Here is a 14,857-nt window from a genome sequence, read left to right on the forward strand (position 1 = left end):
GTCTAGGGGCACTCCCGCACCTCGAGTGAATTCACTGTTGCGCTCAAGCAACGTTTCCCGTGAATCCTATTGTTAGCGAGCCTAAGCGAGGTGTCTAATGGTCGCGTGTTGAACACGTCGAAGCTGAATATTCACACGCGGGCAGAACACGACCGTCGACTGGCCAGTCTGCGCGCCTACGGCGCTCGCAATCAATTGCCGTTCTTCCGGGTCTTGGAGGCCGCTCCGGGGCCGACCGCGGTCATGGAAGGACAAACCCGGTTGATGTTCGGCTCGAACAATTCGCTGGGCCTGGGCGGTGATCCCCGTTTGAAGGAGGCGGCGAATCGTGCGACCGACCTCTATGGGCCGTCGTGCGAAGGCGCACCGCCATTCTGCGGAACCTTGAAGATCAAGGTCGAACTCGAAGAGTTGCTCGCCGACTGGCACGGCACCGAGGCGGCCCTGGTCTACACCGGCGGTTATATGGCCAATCTCGGCGCGCTTTCGGCGCTCTTGGGTGCGGCCGACCTCGCCTTTCCTGACGCCGAAGCGCACGCGTCGATCCACGACGGCATCCGGCTGTCGGGCGCAAGTTCGCGATATTTCCCGCACAACGACCTGGAAGCGCTGGAACGCAATCTGATTCGCACCGCCGACCGTGGCGGCAACAAGCTGATTGCGATCGACGGGCTGTACTCGATGTCCGGCGATGTGCCGCCGATGGCGGAGATCGCCGCGCTTGCCAACAAATACAACGTGGGCCTCTACGTGGACGAGGCGCACAGCGTCGGAGTTTTCGGGGCGCAACGAACCGGTATGGCCGAAGAATTCGGCTGCATGAAAGACGTCGACGTGTTGATGGGCGGCATGTCGAAAGCGCTCGCCTCCACCGGTGGATACATCGTCGGATCGCGGGATCTCATCGATGTGCTCAAGCTGTATTCCAGTTCCCATATGTTCACCGCGACGGCCGCGCCGGCGGCGATAGCGTCGAGCGCCACCGCGATCGGCATCATCCGCAGCCAGGAGGGAGCACAGCGCGCGGCGGCGGTACTGTCCAACGCCCAGGCCTTGCGGGACGGCCTGGTCTCGCAAGGGCTGACGGTGCGCGGCGCGATAGTTCGCGGCGACGGGTCGCACACCGTGTGTCCGCATGTGTCGGTGTGGATCGGACAGGAGAGCCAAGCGATTGCGGCCTGGAACCAGGCCTTCGACAACGGCGTCTTCTGCTCACTGGCACTGCCGCCCGCGGTCGCGGAGAACCACGCCCTGATGCGATGCAGCGTAGTGGCCACTCACACGTCCGCTCAGATCGAGCGAGCCGTCGATGTCATCGCCGCCGCAGTGCACAGCGCTGCGCACGTTCAATAAACCCTCAATCACCGAGCGCCATCATCGACCGGTCAGCAGGCCGGCTGACTTTGCAGATAGGACTCGTCAAGGTCATGAGTAGGTTTACCGACGGTATCGCCAAGGTGGCCGCGAATTCCTCCAGCGGTCTGCGTTTCGGTGCCGCCGACCAATTGCGTTTCGCGAGCTGGGGCGACATTCATCAGACGGCGTCCAGGGTGGCCGCCCGGTTGGCCGCCGACGGCGTCACCCGCGGCAGCAAGGTGAGCGTGCTGGCCGTCAACGCCGAGGATGTCGCTCCGGTCGTGCAGGGCATCTGGATGGCGGGCGCGGCGGTGACGATGCTGCAGCAGCCGACCCCGAATGCCGACCTTGCCGAATGGCACGCCGGCACAATGCGCGCGCTGAGCCTGCTCGACGCCCATTGCGTCGTCGTCGGCCAGCCGTTCCTGGCGCTCGCCGACACCTTGCGGGCGTCGGGGTACCGGGTGATCGAAATTCCCGAGACGTGGCCCGACGTGGCGGCCGTCGATGCGGCAGAGGTGTGCACCGACGAGGACGACGTCGCGCTCTACCAGTTGACGTCGGGGTCGACCGGCGACCCCAAAGCCGTGGCGATCACCCATCGCAATCTGTTCGCAGATGTCGAGGCCATGGTGGCCGTGGTGGAGATCGATCCAGACGTCGACATCACGATGAGCTGGCTGCCGCTGTCGCACGACATGGGCCTGATCGTCTACCTGATTTCGCCGATGTGGGCCGGCAACAGTGCGGTATGCATTCCGCCAACCGAATTCGTGAAGTCGCCGCTGAAGTGGATACAGGTGCTGAGCGAACAGCGGGCCACTGTCACCGCGGCACCCAATTTCGCCTACTCGATCGTCAGCCGCAGGCTAAATGCGGTCGCCGACGGCGCCTACGATCTCAGTGCGCTGCGACTCGTCGTGTCCGGTGCCGAGCCCATCGACCCGGCCACCATGTACGAGTTCTCCCGGCAAGGCGCCCGCTTCGGGCTGCGGGATTCGGCGGTTGGCGCGGCATACGGTCTCGCTGAGGCGACGGTAGCGGTGTCGTTTGCCCCCGTACACCAGCCGCTTGCGGTCGAGACGGTGTGCACCGCAGAGCTGGAAAATCACGGCCGGGCGGCGACGGCCTGCGACTGCACGGCGCCGAAGCGCGATTTCGTGCTGCTGGGAGCGCCGATGTTCGGGATCGAAGTTCGGGTTGCCGACGAGAACGGCGGCACGCTGCCGGCGCGTCACATGGGCGAGATCGCCATCCGCGGCGACGCGGTGTCCCCGCATTACCTCACCGTCGATGGCGAAGTCCCCGCCGTTGACGCCGACGGCTGGCTGTGTACCGGCGACCTCGGCTATCTCACTGACGAAGGTGAAATCGTCGTGTGTGGGCGGCGCAAGAATGTCATCATCGTGGCCGGGCGCAACATCTTTCCCTCCGACATCGAGCGCCTGGCCGCATCCGCCGACGGCATCAGACGCGGCGGGGTGGTTGCCTTCGGTGTCACGCTGCCGGACCGACGCGAGGAGATCAGGATCGTCGCCGAAACCAACGAGGAGTATCCGAGCCACGTCAGTCATGAGATACGCCGGCAGATCACCCAGCGGGTGCGCAGCGCAACGGGTTTGAGCCCGAGCGTGCTGCTGGTCGGCAAGGGGAAGGTCCCCAAGACACCCTCGGGCAAGATCCGCCATGTCGCAGCGAAGGAACTTTTCGGATGAACTCAGTCGAGCAATCAGTGCTGTCCGTCGTTGCCAGGCTGGCGCCTGACCGGATGGCGCCGGTGAGCGTCGAGTCCCACCTCGTCGAGGATCTCGGCTACGACTCGCCCCGCAAAATGGAGCTCGTGGCCACCCTGGAGTCCCATTTGCAGACGCGACTGCACGACCCCAGTGCTCCACTGGAGACCGTTGGTGAGGTCATCGAATGGGTCAATGCCAACCTCACGGTCAGCGATAACGCCTAGCCCACCGCCACCTGGCTTACATACCGGCCGTAATCTGTAAAGACGGCCGAGCTGAGGAGGAACTAGGTGGGCGCAATGACGGTGGACTACGAAACCCTCGACGAGGGGCGCATCGCCCGGATCTGGCTCAACCGGCCCGCCGAGCACAACGCGCAGAATCGCACCCTGCTGGTTGAGCTTGACGAAGCGTTCGCCCGTGCCGAGGCCGACGACGCCGTGCGGGTGGTGATCCTGGCCGCGCGGGGCAAGAACTTCTCGGCCGGCCATGACCTGGGCTCCGATGCGGCGATACTGGAGCGCAAACCCGGGCCCGATCAGCACCCGACCTATCGATCCCACGGCGCCACCCTCGAGCCGATCGTGGAGAAGCTGTATCACCAGGAATGGCACTTCTTCTTCCAAAACACTTGCCGCTGGCGGGATCTGCGTAAGATCACCATCGCCTCGGTGCAGGGCAACGCGATCTCGGCGGGGTTAATGCTGATCTGGGCCTGCGACCTGATCGTCGCCGCCGACAATGCGAGGTTCAGCGACGTGGTGGCGGTTCGGCTGGGTATGCCCGGTGTCGAGTATTACGCTCACCCTTGGGAATTCGGGCCGCGCAAGGCCAAAGAGCTGTTGTTGACCGGTGATTCGCTGGACGCCGACGAAGCTTACCGGCTGGGCATGGTATCCAAGGTCTTTCCGGTCGACGAGCTGGCCGACAAGACGCTGGAGTTCGCCCGGCGCATCGCCGAGCGGCCCACGATGGCCTCGCTGCTGGTCAAGGATTCGGTCAACGCGGCCTCCGACGCGATGGGCTTCACCGAGGCGCTGCGGCATGCGTTTCACATTCACGAGCTGGGGCACGCGCACTGGGCGGCGCACAACGAGAACAGGTTTCCGATCGGCCTGCCGCCGGACGTCGAAGACTGGCGTACCGCGAGGCCGACGCAGATCGCCCGGCGGGATACGCCGTAACCGGCGCTCCGGGGTGCGGTCTCGGCCTCCGGTGACGGCTGCGCTTCTTGCGCCTTTTCTCGAATTCACTGCTGCCACATAGGCCTCCGTGCAGGCGATGCACCTGATTGCTCGCCTCACAGCGACAGCGTCGGGTGTCGCTCTGAGGCGGGCAAAACTACATCCACTTCTTCCAGAGGCGGGTGTGGCCAGTGTGACGGCGCGCGTGGTTCGATGACTCTCATGCAGCTTTCCTTCCAAGACCGGACTTACCTCGTCACCGGCGGTGGCAGCGGAATCGGCAAAGGGGTGGCCGCTGGGCTGGTCGCCGCCGGCGCCTCGGTGATGATCGTCGGGCGTAATCCGGACAAGCTGGCGGCCGCGGTCGAAGAAATCGAAGCGCAACCGACCGACGGCGGCCACATCCGCTATGAACCCTCCGACGTCACCGACGAGGAGGAGACCGCGCGTGCGGTGGACGCCGCCACCGCCTGGCACGGCCGGCTGCACGGAGTGGTGCATTGCGCCGGGGGGTCGGAGACCATCGGGCCGATCACCCGCATTGACTCCGAGGCGTGGCGCCGCACCGTCGACCTCAACGTCAACGGCACCATGTACGTCCTCAAGCACGCAGCCCGGGAGTTGGTGCGCGGTGGCGGGGGATCATTCGTCGGAATCTCGTCGATCGCGGCCAGCAACACCCACCGCTGGTTCGGCGCCTACGGGGTAACCAAGTCTGCCGTCGACCACATGATGCAGTTGGCCGCCGACGAGCTCGGCGCGTCCTGGGTCCGGGTCAACAGCATCCGCCCGGGCCTGATCCGCACGGAACTTGTTGCACCCGTTACTGATTCGCCGGAACTAAGCGCAGACTACCTGACTTGTACACCGTTGCCGCGGCACGGCGAGGTCCAAGACGTCGCAAACCTGGCCATGTTCTTGCTCAGCGATGCCGCCGCCTACATCACCGGCCAGATCATCAACGTCGACGGCGGGCAGATGTTGCGCCGGGGACCGGACTTCTCGCCGATGCTGGAACCGGTGTTCGGTCCCGACGGCCTACGCGGAGTGGTCTGAGCCTGAGTCTGAACCGGCATCGCGCTCGGCGAGCGTCGCGATCGCAGACCAGTCCAGCTGCCCGCCACCGGTTGCGACCAAAGTCAGCAACCGATCGCGTAGCAGGCTGGCCACCGGCAGCGGCACCTGCAGGTCCTCGGCGGCCGCCAGCACCAGCCGGATGTCTTTGAGTCCCAGCGTCGCCGCGAACTGGGCCGGCTCGAAATCCCGTCGCGCGATCTGCCCGCCGTAGGACTGGTAGGTCGGTGCCGGAAACAGCGTCGAGGTGAGAATCTCGACATACTGCTCCGCGTCGACCCCGGCCTTGCCGACCAGCGCGACGGCTTCGCCGATCGACTCGATGGCAGAGGCCAACAAGAAGTTTCCGCTGAGCTTCACCAGGTTGGCGGCGTGCGGCTGGTCGGACACCACGAAGGTGCGCTGGCCCACCACGTCGAACAGCGGGACCAGCGGCTGCAGCGCCTGCGGTGCGCCGGCGGCGACAACGAATAGCTTGGCGGCAGCAGCGGCGGCGGGCCGGCCGAATACCGGCGCCGCGACATACTGTTGGCCCGCTTCGGCATGGGCAGCGGCCAAACTCTGGGACAGGGCCACGCTGATGGTGCTCGCGGACACATGCGTGGCGCCCGGCGCCAGCCATGTGGTGAGGCCACCATCGCCGAAAGTCACGTCCGAGACGGCGGGATCGTCGGCCAGCATGGTGAACACCACCTCGGCGCCGCTGACCTCGGCGACGGTGCGCGCCGCGGTGGCGCCCTGCTCGACGAGGGGCTGCGCCCGCTGCGGCGATCGGTTGTAGACGGTGAGGCGATGACCTGCCCGCAGCAGGTTGGCGGCCATGCCCGCGCCCATCTGTCCTAGGCCGATGAATCCGATGTCCATGGCGTTCACCCTGCCTTGCCCGGCACGCGTTGGTGAAAGATGTGATGGATGCGACGACTTGAGGGCAATCGGATTCTGGTGACCGGTGCCGGGTCCGGCATCGGCCAGGCCACCGCGCTGCGGCTGCTGGAAGAGGGTGCCGCGGTGGCGGGCGCCGACATCGCCGATGATGGGCTGGCCACCACCCAAGCCAAGGCCGACCAGGCCGCCCCTGGTTCGCGGTTCACCGCCCTGACGATGGACGTCGCCGACGAACAACAGGTGATCGACGGGGTGTGCCGCGCGGTGGACACGCTCGGCGGCCTGGATTCGCTGGTCAACGCAGCTGGCATGCTGCGCGCCGCGCACACCCACCAGACCAGCGCCGCGCTATGGAATCAGATCATCGCCGTGAACTTGACCGGCACGTTTCTGGTGGTTCGCCAAGCGCTGCCGAGTCTGCTCGATAACCCGCGCAGCACCATCGTGAACTTCAGCTCCACCTCGGCCACGTTCGCCCATCCATACATGGCGGCTTATGCCGCGAGCAAAGGCGGAATTCAGGCCTTCACCCACTCATTGGCGCTCGAGTACGCAAGCCAGGGCCTGCGTGCGGTGTGCGTGGCTCCCGGCAGTATCAAATCCGGAATCACCGACACCACGGCGGGATACATTCCGCCGGACGCGGACTGGAAGCTGTTTTCCCGGCTGCTGCCGATTCTGCCGAGCAATGGAATCGGAATGGCCGACCCCGCTGTGGTCGCCGGGGTGATCGCCATGCTGGTGTCTGAGGACGGCACGTTCATCACCGGCACCGAAATCCGCATCGACGGCGGAACGCACGCCTAGTTCTAATTAGTTGACACCGTGGCGATCGCGAGCGCGGCGGAGCCGGGCGAAGCGGGTCGCTATTAGTTCACGCACGGCACCCCGCCGCCATCGATCGGCTTTCCTCGATCGGGCGTCGGGTAGGTCGTGGTCGTGCCGCTGTAGTAGTACGAGTTGGGTTTGCTGGACGTCGTGCTGGTCGTCGACGTCGTGGTCGTCAGCTCGTCGGGTGCGGGCAGTGAGAAGTTGGTGTCCACCACCACCCGGACGTGTCCTGGCGCGATGTTGGGGTTCGGCTGCGCAGGGGCGTCGATGCCCAGCAGGGTGGCCACATTCTGGGCGTCGGCGTCCGCGCCGGTGCCGTAGGCGATCGTGGTGTCCGACGGGTCGCCGTATTCGCGGTCGCGGACCTGACCCGCGGTAAATCCGCGTTTGCGCAGCGCGCTGGACACCTGGGTGGCCATGCCGCTGATGCTGCCGGCGTTGATCACATCGACGACGGTGGACGGATTCGGCTTCACGGAGGTGGTGGTGGGCGCCGTCGTCGGGGGAGCGGTGCCGATCGCCGCGGCTACCTCGGCCCTGATCGCTGCCGGGTCGACGATGTTGACGTCCTGGCCGTCGATGTTGTCGTAGCGCACCACCGGCAGCGTCCGGAACTCCACGTTACCGCCGGTCAGCTCGCCCATGCGGCGGAACAGGTCCTCGTCCCAGCCGGCCGACAGCACGACGTCTTTGCGCGCCACCGCCATCAGGCTATTGAGCCGGTCGAAGTTGGTGAAGGTACCCGAATCCTGCAGCTCGTGCATGACCGACGAAATGAAGGCCTGCTGGCGATGCGTGCGGTCCAGGTCGCCGTTGTCCAGCCCGTGCCGCTGCCGGACGAACGCGAGTGCCTGTGCGGCGTCCAGCCGCTGCGGTCCGGCCGGGAAGTCGGCACCCGAATAGGAGTCGTAGACGGCGTGGTTGAGGCACACGTCGACGCCGCCCAGGGTTTGGGCCAGATCGTAGAAGCCGGCCAGGTTGATCTCGGCGAAATAGTCGATCGGCACCCCGGTCAGGCTGCGTACCGCCCGCAGAGTGGCGGCCCGGCCGGCTTCGCGACCCCGGGCCTCGAGTTCGTGCTGGGAACTCACGCCCTGGTTGATCAGCTGCTGGGCGACGTACTGCTTGGTGAGCCCGTAGGCCTCCTTGATCTTGGCGTGGTTGTAACCCGGAACGCCGGTGAACGGCACCCAGTCGTCGCGGGGAATCGAGAACGCGACGACCTTCCCGTCGGCGCCCACGTGCACCAGGATCAGCGTGTTGGTGTTGTAGCCGCCCTGATCCGAATCCCCGGCGTGCAGGTGCTTCAAAATCGACCAGGGCAGGTCATTGCCCTCCTGGTCTTTGCGCGAGTCCAGCCCGATCAGCAGGATGTTCATGTTGTTGCCGGTGGACCGCGGATCGTCGGCGGTCAACGCCTGCGAAATGGTGATGCCGCCCAGTGCGCCGTGGGCCACGTAATAGCCCGCGCCCGTCATCAGCAGGGCAACGGCCGAGACCAGCGTCATGAAGCTGCGCGTCAGCCGTCTTCGCATCCGCGACGGCTGACGTTCTGCGCGGAGGCGATGATTACCTCCCATTACAAGCCTGACCGATCACCGGCAGACCGGCCGGCACCCAGCCGGCGGTTTGCGGTGATGTCGCTTGTTGCATGCCGTCTAGTATGCGGCAGATTGCTGTGAAGCCCCCACTCCAGAACCTGTGATGTGGGCAGATTCACCCCTGCGCCGCACCTGGTTCGGGGGACCGCGGCGGGCCCGGCGCATTTCCGCTACCAGCGGGTTCTGGCTACAATTCGCCATGCTCGGCAAGGCCCGGCACAGTCCGGGGAGGTACGGGGAGGCTCTCAGGAAAGCATGGCGTCTGACGACATCGATCCCAACTGGCCCCCGCCTGCCTACGAGCCGTCCGATGTTCTCGACACGACTCCGCCGTCGGCCAGGTCCGGGCTCACCCGCTGGGTGCTGGCCGCGGCGGCGGTGATTGCGGTAGCCGTCGCGGTGGTCGCGATGTTCACCGGCCGGGGTCCGCAAGGGCAGCCGGTGCCGCCCACGGCGACGGCGCCCGGACCGACGGCCACACCGACGCCCACTGCGGCCGACCCGGCCGGATGCGGACCGGACGAGAAGACCGCGGTGTCTGCGGCGCTGGCCAAGATTCCGCCGGACAGCAAAACCGGCAAACCCTGGAACCCCAACCCCGAGTCCAGTAACTACGGACCGTGCGACGACCTGTCCGCGGTGGTGGTGACGGTGCAGGACGCCACCCGCAGTTCGCCCGACCAGGCGCTGATGTTCCATCGCGGCACGTTCGTCGGGACCGCCACGCCCAAGGCCTACCCGTTCACCCAGATCGAGGATCCGGCCTCCACCGTCGACCTCGTGGTGTTGACATATCGGTCCCGGCAGAGCTGTGACGCCTGCGATGACGGCACCCTCACCACGGTGGGATTCCGGTGGAAGGATGATCGCGTTCAGGTCCTCGATCCGCTCCCGGAAAGTGTGGGACCGTGACCGCGCCGACCGCACCCCCGGCGGCTTGGTATCCCGATCCGGACGGATCCGGGGGCCAGCGTTATTGGGACGGTGAGCACTGGACCAAACATCGCCGCCCCGACCCGTCGGTGCCCCGCTCGCGGTTGGCCGCATTTGCCGACGGGGTACGGCGGGCCTGGTTCGGATTGCCGGCGGCCTTGCGGTTGGTGTTGCCCATCGCGCTGGTGCTGATCGTGGCCGGAGTCGGGTTCATTTTCTGGACGCAGTCGCCGCGCGACGACGACTGGGCACGGCTACCCAGGCAACTCAACTGCAGACTGCAGGAGGGGCCCAAGCCGCCGGACTCCATCACCGTGGCCTCCGTCGCGGTCAAGCACCCGCGCGCCGGGGTGCTGGAGCTCGTCATTCGCTTCGTCCAACCGCTGCCGCACTCGCCGACGGGTTCGCACGCCTCGGGCTTCGTCGGCTATGTCCTGGACTACAGCGTGGCCAACAACGGCAAGAAGTTCGTCGAGCTGGGACCCGAAGAGGACACCGACGACCTCTCCATCAACAGCACGCTGGCCACCGGCGAGGCATCCATGCGCCCGGACCGCGACACCAACGCCCGCCGGATCGCGCCGGACACCATGCAGATCATGCTCGAACTCAAGCGACTGGGCGTCGACAATCAGCGGGTCGTGCCGGAGTTGACCCTCGAATCTCAGTTCAACACACCGTCGACCACTACCGTGGAGTTCGCCAAGCAAGTGTGTCGCTAACGAAAGCCGTTCTGCCGGTTAGCAGTACAAATAGGCCAGGTGCCAGTGCCCGTTCACGTAGTCGGCGGTGAAGTGGCCGCCCAGCCGTGGATCGGCGTCGATGATGTTGCCCGAGCCGCCGACGTTGGGTGTGAAGCCGGGCGGATCCCAGGTCACCGACTGGGGGTTGGCGGGCAGATCCGGCGTGCAACCGATCTGCTTCTTGACGTAGCCCTCGATGATCCGCTGCTCGGCGGTGGCTTGATCGCCGGCATCCGGCGCCGGGTCGGCGGCGCACAGAGATGTTGCAGCGCAAGGGCTTTGGCTGGCGGCGACGAGTTCTACATCGGTCATCGGCGACGCCGATCCCGCCGCGTTGCCCCACCACAGGACAACCCCCACGATTGCGGCGCTGGCGATCGGCCCGGCACTTCGGCTCATTGCTATCGCACCTTAACGACTTCTTCTCCGGACGTGTAGTACAGCCGGATATTGGAGCCGAATACGTTTTCGATGATGAAGACGCCCAGCGGTTCCACTTCGTAGTAGTAGTGCGCGTAGCCATGAGCGTCCAGCGCGGCGGCACAGGTGCGGCCCGGCGTGCCGCATCGTTGCTTGATCGGCATGGCGAGCGCGGCGATCACCAGCACGACGGCGACCCCGATTACCAGCGGGGCCCTGGGTTGCAGCACGGATGGCAGTGTAGGCGACCGGACCGGCAGTAGGGTCTGTCAACTATGGCCACCGCAAGCGCCGACGGCGCCAGCCCGCCGCAGACGCGGGTCGAGGTCCTGGGCAACATCGGTCCCAATTGGTTCGCCTCGGTGATGGGTACCGGGATCGTGGCCACCGCCGGTGCCGCCCTGCCCGTCCACGTGCCGGGGCTGCGCGGATTCGCCGAAGTGGTGTGGGTCATCGCCAGCGCCATGCTCGCGGTGCTGATCGTCTTGGTCGGGGGTCACTGGCTGCGCCACCCCACCGTGGCGCGCACCCACGCCCGCAATCCGCAGATGGCCCATTTCTACGGCGCCGCCCCGATGGCGCTGATGACGGTAGGCGGGGGCGCGGTGCTGATCGGTCGCGATCTCATCGGTATGCGCTTGGCCGTCGACCTCGACTGGGCGCTGTGGACCCTTGGCACGCTCGGCGGCCTGTTCACCGCCGTGAGCATCCCCTTCCTGATGTTCACCCAGTACCAGGTCGAGCCCGATGCGGCGTTCGGCGGCTGGCTGATGCCAGTGGTCCCGCCCATGGTGTCGGCCGCCACGGGCGCTCTGCTGCTGCCGTATATGCCGCCGGGCACCGGGCGCGAGACCATGCTGTACGGCTGTTACGCGATGTTCGGATTGTCGTTGGTGGCTTCGTTGAACATCATCGCGATGATTTGGAGCCGGCTGACCCACTACGGAACCTCGGGCTCCGCGCGGGTGCCCACGCTGTGGATCGTGTTGGGCCCGCTCGGGCAATCGATAACGGCCGCGGGGCTTCTCGGTGCCGCCGCCGCGTATGGGGCGATCGACCCGAAGATCGCCGAAGACATGAACGCGTTCGCGATCCTGTTCGGAGTTCCGGTGTGGGGCTTCGCGGTCTTGTGGATCGCCTTGGCGACCTCGCTGACGGTACGCACCCTGCGCCGCGGCATGCCGTTCGCACTGACGTGGTGGAGCCTGACGTTCCCGGTCGGCACCTTCGTCACCGGCACCTCGCAACTGGCGGCGCACACGCATCTGCCGGCCTTCAAGGTGGCCGCGGCCATTGCCTACCTCGGCCTGTTGTCGACTTGGGTGTTGGTGGCCATCCGAACCGCAGGAGGAAGCTTGCGCGGCAACCTCTTCCGGCAGCCGCCCAGTGCTCAACCGATCAGGTCCAAGAAGGACCCGGTGCCATGATCAGTCGCCGATGGATTCCAGCCGGCGGCCTTGTACATAAGTCTCGGCCACCGAAGTCTCGCGTATTCCCATCAACAGCGCGAACAGCGTCTGGTCGCGGGCCATACCGGGGTCGGCCGAGCGCGCGCCGTACGTCAGTGCCGCTTTCAGTGCCGGCGTCCGACTGGGATCGATGACGACGAAGTCGGCCTCCTTGCCCACGTCGAAGTTGCCGAAGCGTTCCTCCATGTCCAAAGCCCTTGCGCCGGCCAAGGTTCCGAGGAACAGCATTTCGGCCGGGTGCATGGAAACCCCGGCTTCACCCGGTTCGGAGATGTGTACTTTGAAAGCCGCGCCGATCACCTTGGGAATCAGCCACTCGTCGCCGCCGCCGAAATCCGTTCCGGCAGCTATGTTCACCCCCGATGCCACCGTACGCAGCCAGGGCATGGTGCCCGATCCCAGGAACTGCTGCGAGATCGGGCAGTGCGCGATCGAAGTGCCGGTCTCGGCCATCCGCTCGAGCTCTCCGTCCTGGCAGTGCACCGCGTGCGCCATGATGGTGCGCCGCCCGAGCAGGCTCGATCCGCCGACGGCCGAACCGGGCAGGAACTTGCCGTCGTAGGTGTCCAGATACGAGTCGACCTGAAACCTATGTTTGGTTTCGTCCACTTCGCCGGTGCCCTGACGATTGTTCTCGTTGAGGTGGCTGTGGAAGTAGACCCCGCGGTCGCGCACCGAATCATAGAGCTCGCCAAGGCTTTTCAGGGTCGCGGTACTCACCGCGAGGGAAAAGCGCGGGATGATCGCCACGTGCAGCCGAGCGGTTTTCGCCGCACCGGTGTCCGCGGCGTGCCATCGTTCGATCTCCTCGCGGGTCAGTCGGATGGCGTCGTCCTCGGAGGTGATCAGCCGTGCCGCCACGTCGGGGCCGGTGGTTTGGATGCCGCGGCCGCTGACCATCCGTAGTCCCCGGCGCTGCGTCTCGGTGAACAAGGCGTCTTGCGCGTGCGGGAAGGCGGAGCCGAAGACCATGGCCGCGGTGGTCCCCACTGCGATGCGCCGATCGCAGAATGTGACAGCCGCCTGCCGGGCGAAATCAGGGTCGGCGAAACGGACTTCGGAGGGATATACGCACTGGGTCAGCCACTCCAGCAGCTGGCCACCGCCGTAGGAGTCGCCGGCATAGGTCTGAGGGAAGTGCACATGAGTGTCCACGAAGCCGGGGAGCAGAAAGCCGGGCCGGTGGTCGGAGGTGGGTGCGGATTGATACTGGGCCGGGATCTCGCTACGTTCGCCGCAGAACCCGATGCGGCCGCCGTCGCCAATGACCAACGCGCCGTCGGGGATTGATACCAGGGCGTCGGCGGCGCCGGTGACCAGGGGGGCGCCGGCGATATGGAATACGTGGCCCAGGTGAATGTGATTAACCACTCGATTCCCCTTCCAATGTTTGTTGCCGGCTCTGTCGGTGCTTGGCCGTCGCCCAGGCAAGCAGCGCGAACGAAGCCACGCCGCAACCTAAATACAGCCAGCCCATCGGTGCCGGCGAGTACTCGGGCAGGGCGCCGACGACGAACATCCCGACGGTGATGATCAGGTAGCTGCCGGCACTGACCAGGCCGCCGATCAACCCGAGGTTGCGGGTGAACAGGCCGATGGCTTCGCCGTACATCTGCGGGCAGAGCTCGCCGCAACCCAACAGCGCAAGGCAGGCGCCGACGGTGAGCGCCCAGGCGTTGTTGCCTATCAGCAAGCCCGATCCGAGCAGCACCACGGTGCCGATTCCATACACAGCCAGCGCGCTCATGGCCAACCGGCGGGTGGACAGCCGTACGGCCAAGATGCCGCAGGCCAGTTCGCCGCACAGATTCGCTGCCCCGACGATCAGCGCCATCATCCCGTAGGCCGCTGGGGAGAACCCGAGGTTTTCCTGATAGAGGAAGGGGCCGGCCACACCGAAAGCCAGCTGCGCGGTGGCGATCAGGCCGAATACCAGAACGAAGCTGACGAACACCGGGTGCCGCAGCGCGTCGGCCATCACCCGGCCGGTCGAGGCGATATTGATCGGTGAACGGTGTTCGCGCATAAGCGTTTCGGGTAGCGCCAGCGCAACCACCGCCGCGGCTAGCAACGCGATCGCGGCGATACCTACGAACACCAACCGCCAGGAAAGGTACTGGACCAGCAGGCCCCCGGCCGCGGGCGCGAGCACCGGCGCCAGCCCCCACGCCGTGCCGAGCAGGCCCGACACCGACGTCAGCCGGCTGCCGCGAAAACAGTCCGCGGCGATCGCGAAAGGCACCACCATGCACGCGCACGCCGCCGCGCCCTGGACGAAGCGCGCGCCCAGCAGCAGTGGCACGCTGGTGGCCAGCGCGCATACCAGGCTCATCACGATGACGATGCCCAGGCAACTCAGCAACACCGGCTTGCGGCCCCGGGCGTCGGCGATGATTCCCACGGGCAAGAACGCCAGGCTCATGCCCAGTACGTAGGCCGTGACCGTGTTCTGCATGGCCGCCGGGGAGGCGTGCAGGTCGAGGGCCATCTGCGGCAACGCGGGGGTATAGAGGTCGAGCGGAACCTGGCTCAGTGGCACCACAAACAGCAAGATCGCAATGAGCTGCCGCGGCGCTGCGAACGTTTCGTTCTCGAGAGGTTCCGCCACAGAGCCGGATCATTGCA

At 66.1% G+C, this 14,857-nt stretch carries 15 protein-coding genes; 9 read left to right on the top strand and 6 right to left on the bottom strand.

What is annotated here, in order from left to right:
- Positions 1-105: 105 nt before the first annotated feature.
- The 5 genes from AWC27_RS17265 (at position 106) to AWC27_RS17285 (ending at position 5,332) form a co-directional block, all read left to right on the top strand.
- Positions 106-1,353, top strand: coding sequence for an aminotransferase class I/II-fold pyridoxal phosphate-dependent enzyme (locus AWC27_RS17265; protein ID WP_085671603.1), 1,248 nt, complete (start codon positions 106-108; stop codon positions 1,351-1,353).
- Between the two features lie 74 nt (positions 1,354-1,427).
- Positions 1,428-3,071 (top strand): fatty acyl-AMP ligase, encoded by a 1,644-nt coding sequence (locus tag AWC27_RS17270; RefSeq protein ID WP_085671604.1) that lies wholly within the window; start codon positions 1,428-1,430, stop codon positions 3,069-3,071.
- Positions 3,068-3,316: an acyl carrier protein gene (locus AWC27_RS17275; RefSeq protein WP_085671605.1), complete on the top strand. Its 249-nt coding sequence runs from the start codon at positions 3,068-3,070 to the stop codon at positions 3,314-3,316. Before AWC27_RS17270 ends, AWC27_RS17275 begins: the two co-directional genes overlap by 4 nt.
- A 75-nt stretch (positions 3,317-3,391) precedes the next feature.
- Positions 3,392-4,276 (top strand): enoyl-CoA hydratase, encoded by an 885-nt coding sequence (locus AWC27_RS17280; protein ID WP_085671606.1) that lies wholly within the window; start codon positions 3,392-3,394, stop codon positions 4,274-4,276.
- A 222-nt stretch (positions 4,277-4,498) separates the two neighbouring features.
- On the top strand, positions 4,499-5,332 hold the full coding sequence (locus tag AWC27_RS17285) for an SDR family oxidoreductase (protein WP_085671607.1): 834 nt from the start codon (positions 4,499-4,501) through the stop codon (positions 5,330-5,332).
- On the opposite strand, the gene AWC27_RS17290 is transcribed toward AWC27_RS17285, so the two are convergent.
- The gene (locus tag AWC27_RS17290) at positions 5,315-6,214 is read right to left on the bottom strand and encodes an NAD(P)-dependent oxidoreductase (protein ID WP_085671608.1); all 900 of its coding nucleotides are present in this window, start codon (positions 6,212-6,214) and stop codon (positions 5,315-5,317) included. The genes AWC27_RS17285 and AWC27_RS17290 overlap by 18 nt on opposite strands.
- A gap of 48 nt (positions 6,215-6,262) precedes the next feature.
- Here AWC27_RS17290 and AWC27_RS17295 point away from each other — a divergent pair, with 48 nt between their 5' ends.
- Positions 6,263-7,042 (top strand): SDR family NAD(P)-dependent oxidoreductase, encoded by a 780-nt coding sequence (locus AWC27_RS17295; protein ID WP_085671609.1) that lies wholly within the window; start codon positions 6,263-6,265, stop codon positions 7,040-7,042.
- Positions 7,043-7,104: 62 nt separating this feature from the next.
- On the opposite strand, the gene AWC27_RS17300 is transcribed toward AWC27_RS17295, so the two are convergent.
- A complete protein-coding gene (locus AWC27_RS17300; protein ID WP_085671610.1) occupies positions 7,105-8,646 on the bottom strand; it encodes an LCP family protein in 1,542 nt (513 codons plus the stop codon).
- Between the two features lie 276 nt (positions 8,647-8,922).
- Here AWC27_RS17300 and AWC27_RS17305 point away from each other — a divergent pair, with 276 nt between their 5' ends.
- Positions 8,923-9,579, top strand: coding sequence for an LppP/LprE family lipoprotein (locus AWC27_RS17305; RefSeq protein ID WP_085671611.1), 657 nt, complete (start codon positions 8,923-8,925; stop codon positions 9,577-9,579).
- Positions 9,576-10,322, top strand: a complete 747-nt coding sequence (locus AWC27_RS17310) for a DUF2510 domain-containing protein (protein ID WP_085671612.1) — start codon at positions 9,576-9,578, stop codon at positions 10,320-10,322. Before AWC27_RS17305 ends, AWC27_RS17310 begins: the two co-directional genes overlap by 4 nt.
- 18 nt (positions 10,323-10,340) lie before the next feature.
- Here the strand turns inward: AWC27_RS17310 and AWC27_RS17315 are convergent, their stop codons facing one another.
- On the bottom strand, positions 10,341-10,742 hold the full coding sequence (locus AWC27_RS17315; RefSeq protein ID WP_085671613.1) for an integrase: 402 nt from the start codon (positions 10,740-10,742) through the stop codon (positions 10,341-10,343).
- Positions 10,743-10,744: 2 nt separating this feature from the next.
- Complete coding sequence (locus AWC27_RS17320; RefSeq protein WP_169726813.1) at positions 10,745-10,927, bottom strand: hypothetical protein; 183 nt, start codon at positions 10,925-10,927, stop codon at positions 10,745-10,747.
- Positions 10,928-11,038: 111 nt separating this feature from the next.
- Between AWC27_RS17320 and AWC27_RS17325 the strand changes: the two genes are divergently transcribed.
- Complete coding sequence (locus AWC27_RS17325; protein ID WP_085671615.1) at positions 11,039-12,190, top strand: TDT family transporter; 1,152 nt, start codon at positions 11,039-11,041, stop codon at positions 12,188-12,190.
- On the opposite strand, the gene AWC27_RS17330 is transcribed toward AWC27_RS17325, so the two are convergent.
- On the bottom strand, positions 12,191-13,603 hold the full coding sequence (locus tag AWC27_RS17330; protein ID WP_085671616.1) for an amidohydrolase family protein: 1,413 nt from the start codon (positions 13,601-13,603) through the stop codon (positions 12,191-12,193). It abuts the gene before it with no gap.
- Complete coding sequence (locus AWC27_RS17335) at positions 13,596-14,840, bottom strand: multidrug effflux MFS transporter (protein ID WP_085671617.1); 1,245 nt, start codon at positions 14,838-14,840, stop codon at positions 13,596-13,598. Before AWC27_RS17335 ends, AWC27_RS17330 begins: the two co-directional genes overlap by 8 nt.
- Between the last annotated feature and the right edge of the window lie 17 nt (positions 14,841-14,857).

The organism is Mycobacterium szulgai (assembly GCF_002116635.1).
Lineage (GTDB): Bacteria > Actinomycetota > Actinomycetes > Mycobacteriales > Mycobacteriaceae > Mycobacterium > Mycobacterium szulgai.

Excerpts from the sequence above, each read along its gene's own strand:
- AWC27_RS17305 (WP_085671611.1), top strand. The coding sequence starts at position 8,923 with ATGGCGTCTGACGACATCGATCCCAACTGGCCCCCGCCTGCCTACGAG.
- AWC27_RS17295 (WP_085671609.1), top strand. The coding sequence starts at position 6,263 with ATGCGACGACTTGAGGGCAATCGGATTCTGGTGACCGGTGCCGGGTCC.
- AWC27_RS17320 (WP_169726813.1), bottom strand. The coding sequence starts at position 10,927 with ATGCCGATCAAGCAACGATGCGGCACGCCGGGCCGCACCTGTGCCGCC.
- AWC27_RS17280 (WP_085671606.1), top strand. The coding sequence starts at position 3,392 with ATGACGGTGGACTACGAAACCCTCGACGAGGGGCGCATCGCCCGGATC.
- AWC27_RS17285 (WP_085671607.1), top strand. The coding sequence starts at position 4,499 with ATGCAGCTTTCCTTCCAAGACCGGACTTACCTCGTCACCGGCGGTGGC.
- AWC27_RS17325 (WP_085671615.1), top strand. The coding sequence starts at position 11,039 with ATGGCCACCGCAAGCGCCGACGGCGCCAGCCCGCCGCAGACGCGGGTC.
- AWC27_RS17300 (WP_085671610.1), bottom strand. The coding sequence starts at position 8,646 with ATGGGAGGTAATCATCGCCTCCGCGCAGAACGTCAGCCGTCGCGGATG.
- AWC27_RS17270 (WP_085671604.1), top strand. The coding sequence starts at position 1,428 with ATGAGTAGGTTTACCGACGGTATCGCCAAGGTGGCCGCGAATTCCTCC.
- AWC27_RS17315 (WP_085671613.1), bottom strand. The coding sequence starts at position 10,742 with ATGAGCCGAAGTGCCGGGCCGATCGCCAGCGCCGCAATCGTGGGGGTT.
- AWC27_RS17290 (WP_085671608.1), bottom strand. The coding sequence starts at position 6,214 with ATGGACATCGGATTCATCGGCCTAGGACAGATGGGCGCGGGCATGGCC.
- AWC27_RS17275 (WP_085671605.1), top strand. The coding sequence starts at position 3,068 with ATGAACTCAGTCGAGCAATCAGTGCTGTCCGTCGTTGCCAGGCTGGCG.